Consider the following 18,884-nt stretch of genomic DNA (forward strand, 5'->3'; position numbering starts at 1 on the left):
CCGTTAGGAGAATACTTCCACTTATTTTTAGCGCTGCGTCGGTGCGGCTTTCCCGTCCACGCTTGCCGTCAGTTCGTCGATCCGGTCCAAGGCTTCGCTGAGCCGGCTGACCGTGTCCCACAGCCTGGGGTGCTGCTCCCGGACTTCTTCGAGTTCGGCACCTGCCGACGTGAGCGAACCGAGGTCGAAGCTGACATTGGTCCTTGCCCCGGCAATCGCAGCCCTAAGCGCCCCGAACGCCACCACGACGTCGGCGATGAGCGCCGGATTTCCGTGCGCAGCCAGCCAGCCAAGGTCCTCGATGGCGTCCATGGCTTTCCCGCCCAGGACGGCGGATGCTTTGGCCGCATCAACCGATGCCCGGTGGATGGCGTCGTCGCGTTCCGGTCCTGGATCCAAGCGGAAGGCAGCGCCGAACGCCTTGGATGCGGCAGCGTCGTCGTCGGCCAGCCGCAGTGCGGTACGACGAAGTTCCTTCGCCCGCCCATGCAACGCCTCCAACTCGGACTCCCGCTCCTCCTCAGCCTCCGTATATCCGGCCACCATCGAGATCAGCGAGGCAGCGATGGCCAGCATCACCCCGGTCCCGGCACCGCCGCCAGGCGAGCCGGTTGATTCGGCGAGGGCTTCCGTCCACGCTTCCACAGTGGCTGCCTGAGTTGTCACTGACCCGGAATCATTCATGGCACCAGTCTGCCCTCTGGCTTCCCAGCAAGTGCGGATTTCGCGTCGATACACTGGCCGTACCGACGACGTCGAAAGAAGGGCGAAGACATGACCATTGACCTCGAAGAGCTGTACAAAGACCTGCACACGAATCCTGAACTCTCGTTCCAGGAAGTCCGGACCGCAGGGATCGCCGCGCAACACCTCCAGGACTTTGGCTTCACCGTGCACCGCAACGTGGGAAAAACCGGCGTTGTGGGTGTGCTGGAGAACGGCCCCGGCCCTGTGGTCATGCTGCGCGCGGACATGGACGCTCTTCCCGTCAAGGAAGCCACCGGCCTGGACTACGCAAGCACGGCAGCCGGCGTCGATCATGAAGGCAAAGACGTTCCCGTCATGCACGCTTGCGGGCACGACGTGCACGTGACCTGCCTGGTGGGGGCCGTTGAATCGTTGGCCGGGCAGCGACAGGAATGGCAAGGCACCCTGATTGCGGTGTTCCAGCCGGCCGAGGAATGGGGCGGCGGCGCCCAGACCATGGTCAAGGACGGCCTCTACGACCGCGTCCCGAAGCCCGATGTGGTCCTCGGCCAGCACGTTGCACCCTTCCCGGCAGGCTGGTTCGGGGTGCGCTCCGGTGTCACCATGGCCTCCGCCGACTCCTTGAACGTGGTGCTGCACGGACGCGGCGGCCACGGTTCCCGCCCCGAAACCACCGTTGATCCTGTCCTTATGGCAGCCTCAGCCACCGTCCGCCTGCAGGGCATCGTGTCCCGGGAGCTCGCTGCCAGCGATTCCGCAGTGGTAACAGTGGGACAAATCCATTCCGGAACCAAGAACAACATCATCCCCGAGACCGCGAGCCTTGGGCTCAGCGTACGTTCCTTCAGCAACGCCACCAGGGACAAGGTCCTGGGTTCCATCGAACGGATCATCCAGAGCGAAGCAACCGCTTCCGGTGCAACCAAGGACCCGGAGTTCCACTACGAAGAGCACTTCCCCCTGACGGTCAACGATGAATCGGCCACGGCTAAGGTAAGGGCCGCGTTCCAGGCGACCTTCGGCGAGGGCCACATCATCGATCCGGGACCGGTATCCGGCAGCGAAGACGTGGGAGCCTTGGCCAAGGCTGCGGATGCTCCCCTGGTCTTCTGGTTCCTGGGCGGAGCCGATCCTGTGCTCTTCCAGGAGTACGCCACAACAGGTCGGTTGCCGGAAGACATCCCGTCCAACCACTCCCCTTATTTCGCGCCGGTGATCCAGCCAACCCTGCAGCGCGGAACGGAAGCACTGGTTACCGCGGCCCGCGAATTCCTGGGGTCCTCCGCCAGCTAAGTCAGCCGCGCACGTCGAGCAGCAGGGGCCTGTCCGACACCGCCCCCGAAGGAACGGCGTCGATGGCACCCAACTGCGTGCCGGCGTCGTTCTTCAACCGCGTAAGGATGGCGACCGCGTCCGCCTGGGCATCAAGGACCCTACGGGCGCGGTCGGCCAAGGCTGCGGGCAACGGTCCCGCGTCGGTCGGCGGCGCCCAGAGCCCTGCGGGACCGCCCGAAACGGCACGGGCAATGTCGCGTTCAAAACCGTCCAGGATCGCGGACCAGGCCTCAAGCGACTCCAAGGGCCCTGCCCGACGCAGCAACGGAGGCAGCAACGGACCCCGCAACGGATCCAGCCGGGGTGTCAGCCGACAAGGCAGCCAAGGCCTCGTGCCAGCCTTGGCGGAGTGGCTCCAGAAGGCCGATGCACTCCTTGGTCCGTTCCACGTCCCGGTAAATGTTGGCGCCGATCAGGGCTTCCATGGAGTAGTCGTAGATGCTCGCGAGCGAGGCCGCGCCATCCCACGCGTCGGTCCGCAGGGTGGAGCGCAGCTCAGCCACGATCGCCTGGGCGTGCAACAGGTTCTCCCGGGCCGTGTCCCAGCTGCTGCCTTCCTGCGCCAGTTGGGCACGTTTGAGGTCCAGCAGGAGCCGGTCGTAAAGCATGGTGAGCAGACGCGCCGGGGGTGCCGAGAGGACGGCGTCGTCGTTGTACCGGGAAAGTTGCTGGGCGCGGAGAGTCATCATGCTCCTGAGGACTGCTTGGAGAGGCTGGAAATTTGGCCGGACAACCAAGCCGACTGGGACTGGAGGCCGCCGAGCAGCACTTCCATGTTCGTATAAACGGATTGGAGCGTGGCGCGGCGGGTGATGAGGCGCTGATCCCAATCCGCGATCCTGTTGCCGAGGTCGCGCACTTCGGATTCGCGGCCTTTGATCAGCCCGGACACTGCGCCCGTGTACGGATCAGACGCGGCGGTGGCTGCCTCGGCGAGCCTGGCTGCCAACCCCTGGACGGCGGCTTGCGTGGCGGCGGGGTCTGCGGCGAGTGATTTCGCGAACTTGTCGGCGTCGAAGGTGAAGTCGCCGGCCTTGGTGATGTTGATTCCGTACTCGGAGGGCGACTTCCCGTCGACGGGCCTGGACAGTGCTGTGAGTACTTGGTCGTTGACGGCACGGACAGTGCTGTTGCCGGTGAAAATTCCGGCTTTGGTCACTGTGGCGCCCTTGGTGTCCGTGGTTTTGGACACTGAAGAGTAGATGGCGATGAACCCCAGAACGTCGTTGACGGACTTGACCAGGTCCTCGGCCTTCTTGGTGATTCCGGGAACGTCGCTGGCCACGGTCACTGTCACCGGTCCTGTGGTCACTGCCGAGGCCGTGATGGAGACGCCGGGAAGGACATCCTCAAAAGTATTGGTAGCGGAGCTAAGGACCTGCGCGGCGGGCGTCCCGGCATACAGCGTCGCTTTCGCGTCCTGGGCGGACTTCACGACGGCGGCAGTCGGCTCCGTCATCAGGTCCACCGCGGTGCCGTCCCCTACTTGCGCGGCCGTTCCCCGGTAGGCGGTGAAAGCACCTGCTGCCCCGGCCGTGGTGGCAGTCAGCTGCAGCCGGTAACTGCCGTTGCCGGCCGGAACCTTCACGGCGTGTGCGCCCGCTGATGCTGCGTTGATCGCCGAAACCACGTCATCCAAGGAAGTCCCTGAGGGAGCAATCTCGGTCTTCTTACCCGTGGAATCGACGATCGTCAGCCGTTCAGGCACCCCGGCGTTGGACGGCCAGGCGGACATAGCTGCCGTGACGTTGACCTGCGTTTGGGCCAACTGCGTCACGGTCAGGTCGATCGATCCGGCGGTGGCCGCCGTCGTGGTTTTCGCGGTGATGGCAGGTGAACCGCTGGTTGCGGTGAACAGGTTCAGGGCACCGGCAGCCGTCCCGGCAACGGCGAGCTCCTTCAGCGCGGTGAGTTTGGTGTTGAAGGACTGCAGCGTGGAAATGATGGTCTGGTTGGACGCCAGCTTGGTCTTGAGCTGGGTCTGCGGCAGGGCTTCGACGGACATCAACGAGTTGATGATGTCCGTGGTCTTAAGGCCGCTGACAAGGCCGTCGATAGCTGTTCCCACGCGGGTCCCTTCCGGAAGGCTCGTAAAGCAAAGGTGTCCGACGACGACCGGCCAGGATGGGGCCTGGCCGGCCGCCGTCAGCTCATGCGGCTAAATGCTGTGAAGGCTTAGCGCAGGAGGGACAGGACACCCTGGCCGGACTGGTTTGCCTGGGCCAGCATGGCAGTGCCGGCCTGGGACAGGATGTTGGCCTTGGTGTACTTGACCATTTCAGCTGCCATGTCCGTGTCGGCGATGCGGGACTGTGCGGCCTGCAGGTTTTCGCCGGAGACGTTCAGCGTCTTGATCGCGTGGTCCAGGCGGTTCTGGTTGGCGCCAAGGTCCGAACGCTGTGCCGAGACCGTGGTGATCGCTGCGTCAATAGCGGTGATCGTGGTCTGCGCTGCGGCGTTGGTGGTGACGTCGAAGCCGGTGGCGCCGGTAGCCGAGGACAGCGTGCCCGCAGCCGTTGCAACATCGCCGAGGTTGACGGAGATGGTGTCGTTGGCGGTACCAGCGGTGCCAACCTGGATGTTCTTGGAACCGCCCTTGAGCAGGTCAATGCCGTTGAAGTTGGTGGACTGCGTGATGCGGTCCAGCTCCTTGCCCAGCGAATCCGCTTCATCCTTGATCGCCGAGCGTGCCGCGGTGTTGTTCGTGTCGGAAGCACCCTGGACTGCGAGGTCGCGCATGCGCTGCAGAACGGAGTGAACCTCGCTGAGGGCACCTTCAGTGGTCTGGATGAGGCTGATGCCGTCCTGGGCGTTACGTGCGGCAACCGCGGAGCCGCTGACCTGGGACTTGAGGCCTTCCGAGATGGCAAGGCCGGCTGCGTCGTCTGCAGCACGGTTGATGCGCAGGCCGCTGGAAAGCTTTTCCATCGACTTGGACAGGTTGTCCTGGGTGGCGTTCAGGTTGCGGTACGCGTTGTTCGCCATCAGGTTGTTGTTGATCTGCATGCCCATGTTGTTTTCCTCCATGATGTGGACTTACTGTGCAACAGCCCATCCGTGGGCCGTCACCCAGCACTATCGACTGGCCATCGCGGGCCCGTTAGGAAAAATCCGAAGGAAAGATTCAGGGACCTTCCCGCCTAACCCCTGCCAGCCGGCGGCCGATAACTAATGGGGAGTTGGCGGGAGGTACGCCATCACAACCGCACCCGATACCGACCAGAACTGGAGTTGACCCCCTGTGGCCATCCATGAACTGTCAGCACTGCTGTGGCGCGAGCGCGAACTTCTCGATCTCCTGACCTTCAAGCTCGAAGAAGAACAGTTGCTCCTGACAGCAGGCAAGTCCCGTTGGCTGCCCCACGGGACCAGGGAAGTGGAGCAGGTCCTGGAGCGCGTTTCCCAGGCTGGCCTCGCCCGCACGGTGGAGATCGCCGCGGTCGCTGCGCAATGGGGCGTATCCCAGGATTGTTCCTTGGCTGAGCTCGCCGCAGCCGCGCCGGAGCCCGCCTGGGCCGAGGTCCTCACCTCCCATGTCACCGCGATGCGCCAGCAGGCAGCGGCCATCAAGGAACTCCGCGACGCCAATGAGCAGTTCCTGCGTGCGGCCGTCCGTTCCACCCAGGAAACACTCGCCGACCTGAAACCCGCGGCGGGAACCTACGACTCTCACGGCCGGACCGGGGACCAATCGGCCGCGCACCTGGTCGACCGGCAATTCTGACCGCCCACCCAGCGAAAAGGACATCTTCACGTGAGCACTTTCGGCGGACTCAACACGGCCTACCGTGGCCTCACCGCAGCGCAGCAGGCCATCAACCTGGCAGGCCAGAACATCGCCAACGCCACAACCCCCGGCTACACCCGTCAACGGCTGGACCTGTCGGCCATCGGCGCGCCCGTCCCGGTTGGGCTGAACCCGGCCACGGGCCAGGCCGGCCAGGGCGTCTCGGTGGACGGTATAGCGCGGCTCGGCAGCAGCTTCCTGGACGCCGGGGTTCGCAGGACCGGGGCCCAGTCCGGGTTCGCGGGGATCCGGTCCACGGAACTCCAGCGCCTCGAAGATGCACTGCAGGAACCCGGCCCCCACGGAATTTCGACGGCGTTGCACACCTTCTGGGCATCATGGCAGGGAGTCTCCAACCACCCGGGCGACTCCGCTCCGGCGTCGGTCCTGCTTGAAGCGGCCTCCACCCTCAGCGAAACCGTCTCAGCCGGTTACAAAGCGCTCGACGCCCAGTGGAGCCGGGTCCGTGGGGAAACCTCTGCCACTGTGGACGAACTGAACGCCACCGCAGGCAAGGTGGCGGAATTGAACGCCACCATCCGCTCGGTCCTGGCCTCCGGGGGTTCCGCGAACGAACTCATCGACACCAGGAACCAGATGACCGAGGCCATAGCCACGCTGGCAGGTGGCACCGTCCGCGAGAATCCGGACGGCACCGCGGACGTCTTCATCGGAGGCAACGCACTGGTGTCCGGGACCTCGCACCGCGCATTGACGCTTGCCGGACAAACCTCAATGGGCGGCCCCGGACAGCCGGTGCAGCTGGAGTGGGCGGACCGTGCCGGCCTGGCGGTAAACCTCGACGGCGGCCAACTCGCCGGAGCTGTCTCGCTCCTGGCTCCCGCGGCGCCGGGAAGCAAAGGAGCCGGAACAGGCGGCCCGATCGCCGAAGCTGCAGAGGCTTACAACGCCTTCGCCACCCAACTGATGAACGACGTCAACGCAATCCACCGGACGGGGCAGACGTCCACCGGTGCCGGCAACCTGGACTTCTTTACCAGCACGCCCGGCGTCCCGGTGGCGCTGTCCCTGCGCGTGGTTCCCACCAATGCCGCGGGAATCGCGACCGGCGCACCCGGTGCCGGCTCCTTGGACGGCAGCATCGCGGATGCGGTGGCCCAAATCGGTTCGAAGCCGGGCGCGCCTGACACCTTCTGGAATGGAGTGGTTGCAGGCATTGGGATGGCCTCCAAATCAGCCCAGCAGCATTCACAACTGGCAGACGCGGCGAGTGTCGCCGCCGTCGGGCAGCGTTCGTCAGCCGCCTCGGTGAGCCTTGATGAGGAGAACGTCGCACTCCTCGCGAGCCAACACGCCTACCAGGCCGCGGCGCGAGTCATGACCGCAATCGACGAAGCCCTGGATGTCCTGATCAACCGCACCGGATTGGTGGGAAGGTAAGCCATGCTCAATCGCGTCACCAACCAGATGATGTCAGCTTCCGCGCAGCGGAATCTCCAGACCTCCCAATCCCGGCTTGCAGAGTTGCAGGAACGGGCCCAGACGCTGAAGAACATCAGCCGCCCATCCGACGACCCCGCCGGTGCCGCCCAAGCCATCGCCATGCGCGCCCAGCTCAGTGCGGCCACACAATACGGCTCCAACATCAGCGACGGCAATGGCTGGCTCGCGGCTGCCGATACCGCTTTAGGGCAGTCCACCAACATCCTCAACCGCGTCCGGGACCTCGTCATCCAAGCCTCCAACGGCACCCTCAACAGCAGCGCCAAGGAGGCCATCGCTGTCGAGATCGAAGGCCTGGGCAAGGACCTCCTGACCCAGGCCAACACGCAGTACTTGGGCCGCAACGTGTTCGCCGGTAACTCGGACACCGTGGGTGCGTTTACCAACACCACTCCGCCAACGTTCGTGGGCACGGGCGGCGGGTCCGTGGAACGTCGCGTTGACGCCGCCCGGACTGTGCGCGTGGATTCCGACGGCGGAGCGATCTTCGGCGATGGCGCCGGCTCTGTTTTCGCCCTGGTAAGTGACGTCGTCGCCGATATCCGTTCGGGTGCGGACCCCAATGCCCGGCTGGCCGCGCTCGGCGACCGCATCAAGGCCGTGATCGACGGCCGCTCCGATGTTGGCATGCGGCAAACGCGGCTCGGGCAGGCCCAGGACTCGCTGGAGGGGATGAAGGCTACGCTTGAAACTCAAAGGTCCCGTGTGGAAGACATGGACTTGGGAAAGGCGGTCATGGATTTGAAATTGCAGGAAACCAACTACCAGGTGGCACTTGCCGTCTCGGCCAAGGTGCTCCAGCCGACGCTGATGGACTTCCTCCGATGAGCACGGCACTGGCGTTCGACACGCTGACTTTTGCCTCCCCCATGCCCGGGCTGGAATCGGCTGAGGGGTTCTCGCTGCGCGGCATCGCCGGAGCAGAAGGACTCTACGCCCTGGAAGTGGCTGAGCCGCGCGCCCGGATGTTCGTAGCTGACGCCTCCGTGTATGTTCCGGACTACCAGCCAGCCATTCCGGCGGCATCGCTGGGCGCGCTGGGTCTTGCCAGTGTTGCCAACGCTACGGTCCTGGTGGTGGTCAACCCGGCGTCGGAGAAGACCACCGTGAACCTGATGGCACCACTCCTGGTCAACGCGGAGGGCACGTGCCTCCAAGTGATCCTGGACGGCGCCGTGTATCCGCTCCGGGCAGAGCTGGCACGCTAGGAAGGTTCGCGTCCCGGCGGGTTTACGGCGGGTCACGCGCAGCGCCGGTCACGCGCAGCGGAAAGGCGCTGCCGGAGCAGCGCCTTTCAGTGGATCGGTTCTTCGGGTCAGTCCAGGACGGCGCCTAGACTTTCTCGCGGATGCGGTCGATCTTCGGTTCGGAAACCTCGAATTCCCTGCGACGGCGGGCCAGGAAAGTCCACAGTGTTCCTTCCGTCCGCGGACGGCTTTCTGCGGGCGCTTCCGTTTCCTTCACTGGCTCAGACGTGTGCGTCTCGGGCTTGCGCGCGGAGTCCTTCTTCGTGCGCCGCTCGAAGTCGTCATAGTACGCGTAGCACATACCCAACCTCCTTCAACGGCTGTCCTTCAATGTTCCTCGCTCTTGGTCCCTGCGTCGACCCTTTTGCTCACATTCGGACAGCCAACCGGGCAGCTTCCACGGCCAGTGCGGTCTCTTCGAGCATCAGATCCGCGTTGATGGCAGCCGCAGCCATGGAGCCCGAAGCCGCGGAAGCCATCACTTGGCCGGTGAGGTCGGTAACGTTTCCGGCCGCCCACACCCCGGGGACAGAGGTAGCTCCACCGGGCTGGCTCACTTCGACGAGGCGGCCCACCCCCATCGGGTGCTCCACCGTGGAGATACCCAAGGACTCAAGGACGGCGGAGCGTGCCTCCACCCGCGGTCCGGCCACGAGGGCGTCCACGGGAACCACCTTTCCGGATTCCAGGACCACGCCGGCCAACGCATCATCGGAAACGTCAAGGGAACGGACTTTGCCCTCAACCACAGTGATGGAACGGGCCGCGAGTTGTTCCCACTGCTCCTCAGTTGGCTCCACCAGGTCGTTGAGGAAGAGCGTGATGGAAGGGCTCCACTGGCGGAACAGCAGTGTCTGGTGCAAAGCCATGGGGACGGATCCCAGGATGCCGATTGCCTTGTTCCTGACTTCCCATCCATGGCAGTACGGGCAGTGCAGGACGTCCTTGCCCCAGCGCTCACGGATTCCTTCGACATCGGGCAGGATATCCACCACGCCGGTGGTGACCAGCAAGCGGCGGGCGGCCACGGTACTGCCGTCCGCCAGTTCCACCTCAAAGGCGGGCTGGGCTGCGGTGCCCGGTTCCGCCGTCGTACGCTGTTCCCCGGTCAGGCGCGCCGCTACGGCTTCCCCGTCCACGACGTCGGCCCCGTAGTGGATTGCCTCATCCCGCCCCAGGCTGAGTAGCTCGGTGGGGCTGATTCCATCCCGCGAGAGGAAGCTGTGTACGCCGGCCGCCGGCGCGTTCCTGGGCTCGCCGGCGTCGATCACCAGAACGGAGCGAAGGGCGCGGCCCAAACTCACAGCCGCACTTAACCCAGCTGCGCCACCACCAACAACCACTACGTCGTACTGTCCGGCCATCCGGCTGTTTCCTGATTCCACTGTGCCTCCACGTCATCGGAGCGGCCCTGCGCCGCTTCTTCCATGGTTTGACACATCATCGTGAAACAGCAAAGTAATTTGCCGGTATGGCAAACTGATCCCATGGCTACAGACTTCAGCTCCATGCTCGACGCCGTTGGTCCGCGCCTGAGGGCAATGCGGACGCAGCGTAACGTGACCCTCGCGGAAGCTTCGGAAGCCACGGGCATCTCCGTTAGCACCCTCTCCAGGCTGGAGGCGGGGCAGCGGAAACCCACACTGGAGTTGCTCCTGCCCTTGGCGCGCCTCCATCAGATCCCGCTGGAGGAGCTCATCGACGCTCCGGAAACGGGCGATCCCCGCATCCACCTCAAGCCACACGTCCACCCCTGGGGAACCGCTCTTCCCCTGACCCGACGGCCCGGCGGCATCCAGGCCTTCAAAATGGTGCTCCGCGGCGCCACCGGCAAGGAAACTCCGGAACCGCAGTCACACGAGGGCTACGACTGGATGTACATCCTCAACGGCCGGCTGCGACTGGTCCTGGGCGGGAACGACTTTGTGCTGAAGCCCGGCGAGGTGGCCGAATTCGATACGCGGACGCCACATTGGTTCGCGAGCGCCACCAAGGACCCGGTTGAGCTGCTCACGCTCTTCGGTCAGCAGGGCGAGCGGATGCACGTGCGGGCACGCCCGCAGCGCCAGGGCTAGGACGCGAGCCTTTCACGTTCGCCACGCCGGACGGTCCCCGGTTCGGGCTGGTTGATCTCGGCCCACACTTCATCCAGTGACAAGCCAAGGACCTCAGCGATCGCGGCCACGGTGGGGAACGCGGGGGTTGCTACCCTTCCGGATTCGATCTTCCTGAGGGTTTCAGGGGAAACCCCTGCATCCAAGGCAGTTTCAAGCATGGACCTCCCTCCCCTGGCGCGACGCAAAAGGGCGCCGAGACGCTGTCCGCGCTCGGCCTCTGCGGGTGTGAGGGGCAACCTGACCATGGATCCAATTCTAATACCGGGATAATATGGCCGGGATAGTTATTGGTAATCCCGCGAAAGGCCCTCCATGATCGAGATCCTGACCCCCACCGAACTGCTCCGAGCACAGGACTCCGGCGCCCTCGTCGCCAATATCCTGCACACCCTCAAGGGCCGATGCACAGTGGGAACCAACCTCCTGGACATCAACCAGTGGACCAAGGAAATGATCCTCGAAGCGGGGGCGCAGTCCTGCTACGTCGACTACGCACCCTCCTTTGGCCGGGGGCCGTTTGGGCACTACATCTGCACCGGGGTCAATGACGCCGTCCTCCACGGAAAGCCCCACGACTACACCCTGGCCGACGGCGACCTGCTCACCCTCGACCTCGCGGTTTCCCTGCGGGGTATCGCAGCAGACTCCGCGATCAGCTTTATCGTGGGCGACTCGAGGCCCGCCGAAAGCGTGGCGATGATCGAAGCCACCGAGCGGGCGCTTCGTGCGGGGATTGCCGCGGCGCGCCCGGGGGCCCAGATCGGGGACCTCTCCTACGCCATCGGCTCAGTACTCAGCGACGCCGGGTACCCCATCAATGTCGAATTTGGCGGACACGGCATCGGATCAACCATGCACCAGGACCCGCACGTACCCAACATGGGCCGCCCCGGGCGAGGATACAAACTGCGGCCCGGCCTGCTGCTTGCACTTGAACCATGGGTCATGGCCGACACGGCACAGCTCGTCACGGACGCCGACGGCTGGACCCTGCGCAGCGTCACCGGCTGCCGCACGGCACACAGCGAGCACACTATCGCCATCACCGCCGACGGTGCGGAGATCCTGACTCTGCCAACCCTCGGCGGCTAACCCGGACAGCCGGGTCGGCGAAGTCACATATGAATGGGATTCATTTGGGCCTTGCGCCGGAGCGTGACACAGGCCATACTAAATGAACGCTATTCATTTAGTGACTGTCGTCTCACCGGAGTACATGCCACCATGATTGAACTTTCCCGCCTCGAATGCCCCACTTCCCTGGCCAGCACCACGCAGCAACCTTCGGCCATCTAGAAAGGGCCCAATATGAGCCAGACAATCCGCCGCAGCAGCGTCGATGCTGCAGAGTCGCACAACATCAGCGGCAAGGGACTGAAGACGGGGCAGTTGGGGCTCCTCGCCGTCGTCGTTCTTGGCATTTCAACCATCGCCCCGGCGTATACCCTCACGGGTGCGCTCGGACCCACCGTCAACCAAGTCGGGCTCCAGTTGCCCGTTATTTTCCTGATCGGGTTCATTCCCATGATCCTGGTCTCGCTCGCATACCGGGAGCTCAACGCTGACTCCCCGGACAGCGGCACCACCTTCACCTGGGTCACCAAGGCCTTCGGCCCATGGGTTGGCTGGATGGGCGGCTGGGGCCTGCTCGCAGCGAACATCATCGTCCTGTCCAACCTGGCGGGCGTCGCCGTGGACTTCTTCTACCTCTTCCTGGCCCAGGCCACCGGCTCACCCGAGCTTGCGGACCTGGCCTCCAACAAACTCCTGAACGTTGCAACCTGCTTCGTCTTCGTGGCACTGGCCGTCTGGATCAGCTACCGCGGCCTGCACACCACCAAAATCGTTCAGTACGGCCTGGTCGGTTTCCAACTGCTGGTCCTGGGCCTGTTCGTGGCCATGGCGTTTGCCAACTGGTCCACCTCCGAGACCGCGATCCCCTTCAGCTGGGACTGGTTCGACGTGACCAAGGTGGAAACCTTCGGCCAAATCGCTGCAGGCATCTCGTTGTCGATCTTCGTGTACTGGGGCTGGGATGTCTGCCTCACGGTCAACGAGGAAACCGCCAACGGCAAGAAGACTGCCGGACTGGCAGGCACGCTCACCGCTGTCATCGTCCTTGGCATCTACCTGCTGGTCACCATCGCCACCATGATGTTCGCCGGTGTAGGAGATGCAGGAATTGGCCTGAACAACGCCGAGAACCACGCCAACGTCTTCACCGCGCTGGCTTCTCCGGTCATGGGTCCGTTCGCGATCCTCATGTCCCTCGCGGTGCTGTCGTCGTCCGCGGCTTCCTTGCAGTCCACGTTTACGTCGCCGTCCCGCAGCCTGCTGGCCATGGCGCACTATGGTGCACTCCCGGAGCGTTTCAGCCACATGAGCAAGAAGTTCTCGACGCCGGGCTTCGCCACTGTCGCTGCGGGCGTCCTGTCCGCCGGGTTCTACGCGGTGATGCACGTGATCAGCGAGAACGTCCTCAACGACACCATCCTGGCTCTGGGCCTGATGATCTGCTTCTACTACGGGCTCACGGCCATCGCCTGTGCTTGGTACTTCCGCAACAGCGTGTTCTCCAACGCCCGGAACTTCTTCTTCCGGCTCGTCTGCCCGCTGCTCGGTGGCCTGGGACTCTTCGTGGTGTTCATCCAGACCGCAGTGGACAGCTGGGATCCGGATTTCGGCAGCGGCTCGGAAATCTTCGGTGTGGGGCTCGTGTTCGTGCTTGGCATCGGAATCCTGGCCCTCGGTGGCGTGGTCATGCTTGTTCAGGCCCGCATGCGTCCCGGGTTCTTCCGTGGCGAGACCATCCGCAAGGACACCCCGGCACTGGTAGTTCCGGAGTAGCCGGTCCGCACGGCTCGCGTTACGCCGAGTGCGTGGGAAAGCGGCCAGCTCGCAGGGAAGTTTCCCGCGAACTGGCCGCTTTCCCACGTTATGGAGGGCCAAGGGCCGACCGATCACCAGTGGTGGGCGACATCCACTACCAGCCGGGACCCGCCGTCGGGCCCGTCCAAGGTGAGAACCCTGAACGGAAGCCGCGCACGGACCCCCAGCCCAATGCTCGTGATTCCTTCGAAGCTGCCGGCGAAAACCACCTGCCGGAACGTCTGGTATCCCGAAACGTTGGATAGTTCCGCCTTGGCCGCGGGTTCATAGGTGGGCTGGCCGGCCTGGTTGTACGACGGCGCCGTCACAACCACCTGCAGGTCCGCGTCCCCCAGCACCGGGATGGGGAAGCCGGTCGGGTCCTGGGTCACCACCGGAACATACTGCACGGAGTAGCCGGCAACCTTCCCGGCCATATCGATCACCAGGCGATCGAAGCACGGCTGTTGGCCGGTGCGGACGCCTGTGACGTTGGCGGCGCTCATATCGGGATCGGCCTTGGCCAGTGAACCCCACGAGATGCCGCAATACGTGGCGGCCGAGGCTGGTCCCGGCGCCACCAGACCGAGTCCGGCAATGGCCATGACGGCCGCCAAACCCGCTCCCAATTTCCTCATTTTTTGTGCCCCCTTCAGGCTACGTTGATACTTCAACATTAGGAGGGTGGGAGGGGCTAGGGGCGGGTTGTGGCCGCTTCGGCACGCAACCGTTAAAGGGTGCGCCGATTGGTTACGGGCGGGTCATGACAAGGTCCCGCGGGCCGTGTTTTCAGGCCGGAAACGGGGTCTCCGTACCTTGGTTCGTGATCGAAGGTAACGAGACCTCGGCGTTATCTAGCCTTCGCAGTCCTTGCAGTACTTCAGGCCGTTCTTTTCCAAAGCCACCTGCGAGCGGTGACGGACCAGGAAACAGGATCCACAGGTGAATTCGTCGGACTGCTCAGGGACCACAATGACGGTCAGCTCTTCACCCGAAAGGTCAGCCCCGGGAAGGTCAATGCCTTCGGCTGTGTCGATGTCCTCAACGTCGATCACAGCGGTCTGGGCACCGCCGCCACGGGATGCCTGGAGGGCCTCAAGCGATTCAGCGGGAGACTCTTCTTCTGTCTTGCGCGGGGCGTCGTAATCAGTAGCCATTGGGTGTTCGCTTTCGTTGCTGCATAGTGCCCATTCCGGCACCTCAGTGATGCAGTTTAGGGCATGCTACCCGCAAATTACGAAAAGTGTGCCCAACGCAACAGTCCTTGGCTTTCCGACGCCCCCAAAGGCTAGATACCGGGCTTGGACGCGTGGGATTGAATGGCCTGCGAACCGGCAACGGTCACCCCGCTGAGTGCCGGCAACCACGTCAAATCCGCGGCGTCGGATCCGGGGCTCCCCGACTCGGGCCCGGCGCAGTCCATCACGTAGGCGGCTTCAATGACGGAGCCCAGCTTGGCGAGCGCGGTGGCAGCCCAGCTTCCAAGAGTCGATGCGATCATGCCGCCACGCTATCCACCGTGTGGTCCGGAGCGGTTTCAGGTACGTCACGGGCTTGTTAACTGTCTGGCGCCTCCCGTGGTCACTCTGCCAGGGCCTGCTCCACGATGTACTCCGCGATGGCCATCGACGACGTCGCGCCCGGGGAAGGCGCGTTGCGCACCATCACCGTGTCCCGGCGTCGTGCAATGACAAAGTCGTCCACCAGCGAGCCGTCACCGTTCATGGCCTGGGCACGCACTCCGCGCGTACCAGGCAGGACGCTGGCCCCCTCGAGCGAGGGCACGAAGCGCATTGCCTCACGGATGAACTTCTTCCTGCTGATGACGGTCTGGAATTCCCGGGCAGCAGACGGCACGTTATGCCAGGCGAAATTCCAGAAGCCCGGAAAGAGTGCGTAATCCAGGACGTCCCGGACATTCACGTTTTTCCACGCGTAGGATTCACGACCAAAGGAGATAAATGCATTGGGACCCAGCATCATTTCGCCGTCAACGCGTTTGGTCAGGTGCACGCCCAGGAAAGGATGCCTCGGGTCCGGCACCGGATAAATCAGGCCACGCACCTTCTCCCGGGCTTCGCCCCCGAGAAGGAAGTATTGCCCGAAAAAGGGCACGATCCGCGGGCTTGGGGGCTCTCCGGTTGACTTGGCGAGGCGATCGGATTGGAGGCCGGCACACGTAACCACAAGGTCGTAATGTTCGTCACCGTCCTTCGTGGACACCGCAACGCCGCTCCCCTGCTGTTCCAGCGACGTGACCTCGGTCCCAAGGCGGATGGTCCCGCCCGCTGCGCGGACGTCGTCGGCGAGCGCCCGGGTGATGGCTGCGTAGTCGACAATCGCCGTTTCAGGCGAGTGCAAAGCAGAAAGCCCGACGGCGTTTGGCTCCACCTCGGGTATCTGGTCACCGCGCAGCAGCCGCGCTCCGGGCACCCCGTTGGCCGTGGCGCGGGCGAAGATGTTGTCCAGGCGTTTGGACTCCTCCGGCGTCTGGGCAATGACCAGCTTGCCGCAGGCCTCGTAGGGAAGGCTCTTGGCTGCGCAGAATTCCTGGAGCAGCTCCACCCCACGGCGGCACAACCGTGCCTTCAACCCACCGGGTTCGTAATAGAGGCCTGCATGGACCACCCCGGAGTTGTGCCCGGTCTGGTGGGCTGCCAGGTGGTCTTCCTTCTCATACACGGTGACCTGGACGTCGTCGAGGGTGTTGGTCAGTTCCCTGGCCACAGCGATGCCGATGATTCCGCCGCCAACCACTGCGGCGCGTTTGATGTTTCGCGTGGACATGGCACTCCTCGTCGTTGGGGTCGGTCCGTGTCAGTCACAGCATGTCATGTCCGGCGTATCGGAACTTGGAGGCGGGCACGCAAAAGGGGCGGCACACCGGGTGCCGCCCCTTTCATTGGAGCGTACTGCTTGGTGCTCGGCTGACTAGGCAGTCGGCTGGTCGCTGACTAGGCAGTCGGCTGGTCGAAACGCTGGCCGGCCGGGTTGGACGGCAGGAGCGCAAAGATGAGCAGTGCCAGGCCGCCAAGGCCCGGGATCAGGCCGAGCAGGACGAGCCAGCCGCTGAAGTTGCCGTCGTGGAGACGGCGCACCAGCAGCGCGATGGACGGAATCAGGACAGCCAGGTAGAAAACGACAATCAGGATGAGGCCGATGACCGCGCCCGGCCCCGGAACGGAGGTGCCGTTGGAGCTAACGGTTGCGCCTGCGGCTCCAAGGATGCCGGTGAGGAGCTGCAAGACGAAACCGACGACGCCCAGGACCAGGGCGACCCACCAGTATTCACTGCGGCTGGCGCGGCCGTTGAAGGCGGTGTACTTCTTGAAGAAACGGTTGACTGCTGCGCCGATCGGGGCGCCGTAGTAGGGAGCCCACAGTGGCGGCTCGCCGCCTTGGGCGGCGTAGGGCTGGGTCTGCTGAGGTTGCTGCGGGTAAGAGCTCATTAGTATTTCCCCCGGGTAGGTTTGAGGCGCTCAGGTGATGAGTCGTGCCTTATCGTAATGCCCCGGGAGCCAATAAGGCAGTTTGATGGACAAAGTTAACCCGGATTTAGCCTGTTGACGGATTATTTCCCCCCAAACCCTCACTCACAAACCACCCCCATCCCCCAAACCCTCACTCACAAACCACCCCCAACCCCCAAACCCTCACTCACCAACCACCCCCAACCCCCCAAACCCTCACTCACAAACCGTGGGACGTGAGAGAGCGTTCGGATCAAACGGGCGGGACGTGAGAGAGCGTTCGGTTCAGACGGGCGGGACGTGAGAGAGCGTCCAGGGGTGGGGAACGCCTATTGAGCGAACTGTTTCCGCAGGTCCATCTTGCGGATTTTCCCGCTGGCAGTCCGCGGCATCTCCTCGACGAAAACCACGGACTTGGGGATCTTGTACCGGGCCAGGCGCCCTTCCAGATGCGCCCGCAGTTGATCCTCCGTCAAGGTCCTCCCCTCACGCAGGGTAACGATGGCCCGGGGCACTTCGCCCCACTTTTCGTCGGCAACACCGATCACGGCCACGCTCCCCACCTCAGGCAGCTCCGCTATGGCAGCTTCCACCTCCGCCGGGTAGATGTTCTCGCCTCCGGAAATGATCATGTCCTTGAGGCGGTCCGAGACGAACAAGAAGCCCTCTTCGTCCTGGTGGCCCATGTCGCCCGAACGGAACCAGGAAGAGTCCGCGTAACTGTCTGCGGTGGCCTCGGGCCTGTTCCAGTACTCCTTGATGACGTTGGGGCCGGAAATCTGGATTTCGCCGACAGCGCCGAGAGCAGCAACACCGCCCAGTGGGTCGGCAATCCGCACATCCGTGAAGAAATGCGGCAACCCGGCGGATCCGGCTTTCTCCTTCGACCGGGACACCGGCAGCATGGTTGCCCCGGGCGCGGTTTCGGTCATGCCATAGCAACTGGTGAAGCCGATGCCGCGCTCCTCATACGCGTCCAGAACACGCTGCGGAACGGCAGAACCGCCGCAGGTGAGCTTGTCCAGGGAGCTGAGGTCCGCCGTCGACCATTCCGGATGGTCGCAGAGCATCTGGAACGTGGTGGGGACACCGTTGAGCGTGGTGACTTTGTGCTCGGACACCAGTTCCAGTACCCGCCCGGCGTCGAATTTCGCTTCAAGAACCACGGTGGCGCCCTTGAGCAGCATCGGCAGCAAGCCCATGTCCAAGGAGGCCACGTGGAACAGGGGCGAGATCATGAGGGCCACGTCGTTGCGGTTCAGGTCCATGTCCACCACGGTGTTGATGCAGTTCCAGGTGATGTTGCCGTGCGTCAACAGCGCACCTTTTGGCTTGCCCGTGGTGCCGGAGGTGTAAAGGATCATGGCGCCGTCGTCCAGGGTCACCGGTTCGTCCAGGGCAACGGCGGCCGAGGCCGCAATCACCTCACCATAGTGCTCGACGCCGGATGGCAGCTCGTCAGCGGAACTGTCAGGGCCGTCGTCGGGCGCCACCACAAGACGGTGCGTTACCACTGTGTCTGTCACGGACGCGGACGCTACGACTTCCAAAGCGGAAGCGTTGACCAGGAGCCGCGCGCCGGAGTCTTGCAGTTGGAACTGCAGTTCCGGGGCAGCGAGCCGGGTGTTGAGCGGCACGAAGATGGCCCCGACCAGCCCGCAGGCAAAGAAGGTCTCCACAAAGGAGGGGTGGTTTTCCCCGAGATAAGCCACCCGGTCCCCCTTGGTCACACCCCTGGCGACCAGTGCATTTGCCAGGCGATCGGTGCGGGTGGAGAGTTCGTCGTAGCCCAGGACCTGGCTGCCCGAGACGAGGGCCGCTTTGCCCCCGGACTTGGCACGGCGGCGGTGCAGCCAGGATCCAACTCCGTTGTTGTCCATGGTCCGTA

At 64.1% G+C, this 18,884-nt stretch carries 22 protein-coding genes; 8 read left to right on the plus strand and 14 right to left on the minus strand.

Annotated elements, in window-relative coordinates:
- Positions 1-27: 27 nt before the first annotated feature.
- The gene (locus NEK97_RS05865; protein ID WP_257368957.1) at positions 28-684 is read right to left on the minus strand and encodes a cyclodeaminase/cyclohydrolase family protein; all 657 of its coding nucleotides are present in this window, start codon (positions 682-684) and stop codon (positions 28-30) included.
- 90 nt (positions 685-774) lie between these two features.
- Between NEK97_RS05865 and NEK97_RS05870 the strand changes: the two genes are divergently transcribed.
- Positions 775-2,001, plus strand: a complete 1,227-nt coding sequence (locus NEK97_RS05870) for an amidohydrolase (RefSeq protein ID WP_257368958.1) — start codon at positions 775-777, stop codon at positions 1,999-2,001.
- A 1-nt stretch (position 2,002) separates the two neighbouring features.
- On the opposite strand, the gene NEK97_RS05875 is transcribed toward NEK97_RS05870, so the two are convergent.
- From NEK97_RS05875 to NEK97_RS05890, 4 genes are all read right to left on the minus strand, one after another.
- Positions 2,003-2,287 (minus strand): hypothetical protein, encoded by a 285-nt coding sequence (locus NEK97_RS05875; protein WP_257368959.1) that lies wholly within the window; start codon positions 2,285-2,287, stop codon positions 2,003-2,005.
- On the minus strand, positions 2,274-2,732 hold the full coding sequence (gene fliS, locus NEK97_RS05880; RefSeq protein ID WP_257368960.1) for a flagellar export chaperone FliS: 459 nt from the start codon (positions 2,730-2,732) through the stop codon (positions 2,274-2,276). The genes NEK97_RS05875 and fliS overlap by 14 nt, the downstream gene beginning before the upstream one ends.
- A complete protein-coding gene (fliD, locus tag NEK97_RS05885; protein WP_257368961.1) occupies positions 2,729-4,111 on the minus strand; it encodes a flagellar filament capping protein FliD in 1,383 nt (460 codons plus the stop codon). Before fliD ends, fliS begins: the two co-directional genes overlap by 4 nt.
- A 107-nt stretch (positions 4,112-4,218) precedes the next feature.
- The gene (locus tag NEK97_RS05890; protein WP_257368962.1) at positions 4,219-5,055 is read right to left on the minus strand and encodes a flagellin; all 837 of its coding nucleotides are present in this window, start codon (positions 5,053-5,055) and stop codon (positions 4,219-4,221) included.
- A 229-nt stretch (positions 5,056-5,284) separates the two neighbouring features.
- Between NEK97_RS05890 and NEK97_RS05895 the strand changes: the two genes are divergently transcribed.
- From NEK97_RS05895 to NEK97_RS05910, 4 genes are read left to right on the plus strand one after another with little or no spacing between them, the layout of a single operon-like run.
- A complete protein-coding gene (locus tag NEK97_RS05895) occupies positions 5,285-5,767 on the plus strand; it encodes a flagellar protein FlgN (RefSeq protein ID WP_257368963.1) in 483 nt (160 codons plus the stop codon).
- A 30-nt stretch (positions 5,768-5,797) separates the two neighbouring features.
- The gene (gene flgK, locus NEK97_RS05900) at positions 5,798-7,231 is read left to right on the plus strand and encodes a flagellar hook-associated protein FlgK (protein WP_257368964.1); all 1,434 of its coding nucleotides are present in this window, start codon (positions 5,798-5,800) and stop codon (positions 7,229-7,231) included.
- 3 nt (positions 7,232-7,234) lie between these two features.
- The gene (gene flgL / locus NEK97_RS05905) at positions 7,235-8,122 is read left to right on the plus strand and encodes a flagellar hook-associated protein FlgL (RefSeq protein WP_257368965.1); all 888 of its coding nucleotides are present in this window, start codon (positions 7,235-7,237) and stop codon (positions 8,120-8,122) included.
- Positions 8,119-8,502: a flagellar assembly protein FliW gene (locus tag NEK97_RS05910; protein WP_257368966.1), complete on the plus strand. Its 384-nt coding sequence runs from the start codon at positions 8,119-8,121 to the stop codon at positions 8,500-8,502. The genes flgL and NEK97_RS05910 overlap by 4 nt, the downstream gene beginning before the upstream one ends.
- Before the next feature lie 124 nt (positions 8,503-8,626).
- Here NEK97_RS05910 and NEK97_RS05915 read toward each other — a convergent pair whose 3' ends face one another.
- Entirely contained in the window at positions 8,627-8,842 is a 216-nt protein-coding gene (locus NEK97_RS05915; protein ID WP_235518841.1) for a DUF4312 family protein, read from the minus strand.
- A gap of 67 nt (positions 8,843-8,909) precedes the next feature.
- Positions 8,910-9,905, minus strand: coding sequence for an NAD(P)/FAD-dependent oxidoreductase (locus tag NEK97_RS05920; RefSeq protein WP_257369026.1), 996 nt, complete (start codon positions 9,903-9,905; stop codon positions 8,910-8,912).
- 123 nt (positions 9,906-10,028) lie between these two features.
- Between NEK97_RS05920 and NEK97_RS05925 the strand changes: the two genes are divergently transcribed.
- Entirely contained in the window at positions 10,029-10,616 is a 588-nt protein-coding gene (locus tag NEK97_RS05925; protein ID WP_257368967.1) for a helix-turn-helix domain-containing protein, read from the plus strand.
- Here NEK97_RS05925 and NEK97_RS05930 read toward each other — a convergent pair.
- Complete coding sequence (locus NEK97_RS05930) at positions 10,613-10,903, minus strand: helix-turn-helix domain-containing protein (protein ID WP_235518839.1); 291 nt, start codon at positions 10,901-10,903, stop codon at positions 10,613-10,615. The genes NEK97_RS05925 and NEK97_RS05930 overlap by 4 nt on opposite strands.
- A gap of 67 nt (positions 10,904-10,970) precedes the next feature.
- On the opposite strand from NEK97_RS05930, the gene map reads away from it, so the two are divergent.
- Both map and NEK97_RS05940 read left to right on the plus strand, forming a co-directional pair.
- Positions 10,971-11,750: a type I methionyl aminopeptidase gene (map, locus tag NEK97_RS05935; RefSeq protein ID WP_257368968.1), complete on the plus strand. Its 780-nt coding sequence runs from the start codon at positions 10,971-10,973 to the stop codon at positions 11,748-11,750.
- A gap of 216 nt (positions 11,751-11,966) precedes the next feature.
- The gene (locus NEK97_RS05940; RefSeq protein ID WP_257368969.1) at positions 11,967-13,505 is read left to right on the plus strand and encodes an APC family permease; all 1,539 of its coding nucleotides are present in this window, start codon (positions 11,967-11,969) and stop codon (positions 13,503-13,505) included.
- Between the two features lie 113 nt (positions 13,506-13,618).
- On the opposite strand, the gene NEK97_RS05945 is transcribed toward NEK97_RS05940, so the two are convergent.
- The 6 genes from NEK97_RS05945 to menE form a co-directional block, all read right to left on the minus strand.
- Positions 13,619-14,164, minus strand: a complete 546-nt coding sequence (locus tag NEK97_RS05945; RefSeq protein WP_257368970.1) for a hypothetical protein — start codon at positions 14,162-14,164, stop codon at positions 13,619-13,621.
- Between the two features lie 216 nt (positions 14,165-14,380).
- Positions 14,381-14,683 (minus strand): DUF4193 domain-containing protein, encoded by a 303-nt coding sequence (locus NEK97_RS05950; protein ID WP_211712788.1) that lies wholly within the window; start codon positions 14,681-14,683, stop codon positions 14,381-14,383.
- Between the two features lie 131 nt (positions 14,684-14,814).
- Positions 14,815-15,027: a hypothetical protein gene (locus NEK97_RS05955; protein ID WP_257368971.1), complete on the minus strand. Its 213-nt coding sequence runs from the start codon at positions 15,025-15,027 to the stop codon at positions 14,815-14,817.
- A gap of 80 nt (positions 15,028-15,107) precedes the next feature.
- The gene (gene lhgO, locus NEK97_RS05960) at positions 15,108-16,313 is read right to left on the minus strand and encodes an L-2-hydroxyglutarate oxidase (RefSeq protein WP_257368972.1); all 1,206 of its coding nucleotides are present in this window, start codon (positions 16,311-16,313) and stop codon (positions 15,108-15,110) included.
- A gap of 167 nt (positions 16,314-16,480) precedes the next feature.
- Positions 16,481-16,975, minus strand: a complete 495-nt coding sequence (locus tag NEK97_RS05965) for a DUF805 domain-containing protein (protein WP_257368973.1) — start codon at positions 16,973-16,975, stop codon at positions 16,481-16,483.
- Between the two features lie 350 nt (positions 16,976-17,325).
- Complete coding sequence (gene menE / locus NEK97_RS05970) at positions 17,326-18,876, minus strand: o-succinylbenzoate--CoA ligase (protein WP_257368974.1); 1,551 nt, start codon at positions 18,874-18,876, stop codon at positions 17,326-17,328.
- Positions 18,877-18,884: the final 8 nt, after the last annotated feature.

This window comes from Paenarthrobacter sp. UW852 (genome assembly GCF_024608385.1).
GTDB lineage: Bacteria > Actinomycetota > Actinomycetes > Actinomycetales > Micrococcaceae > Arthrobacter.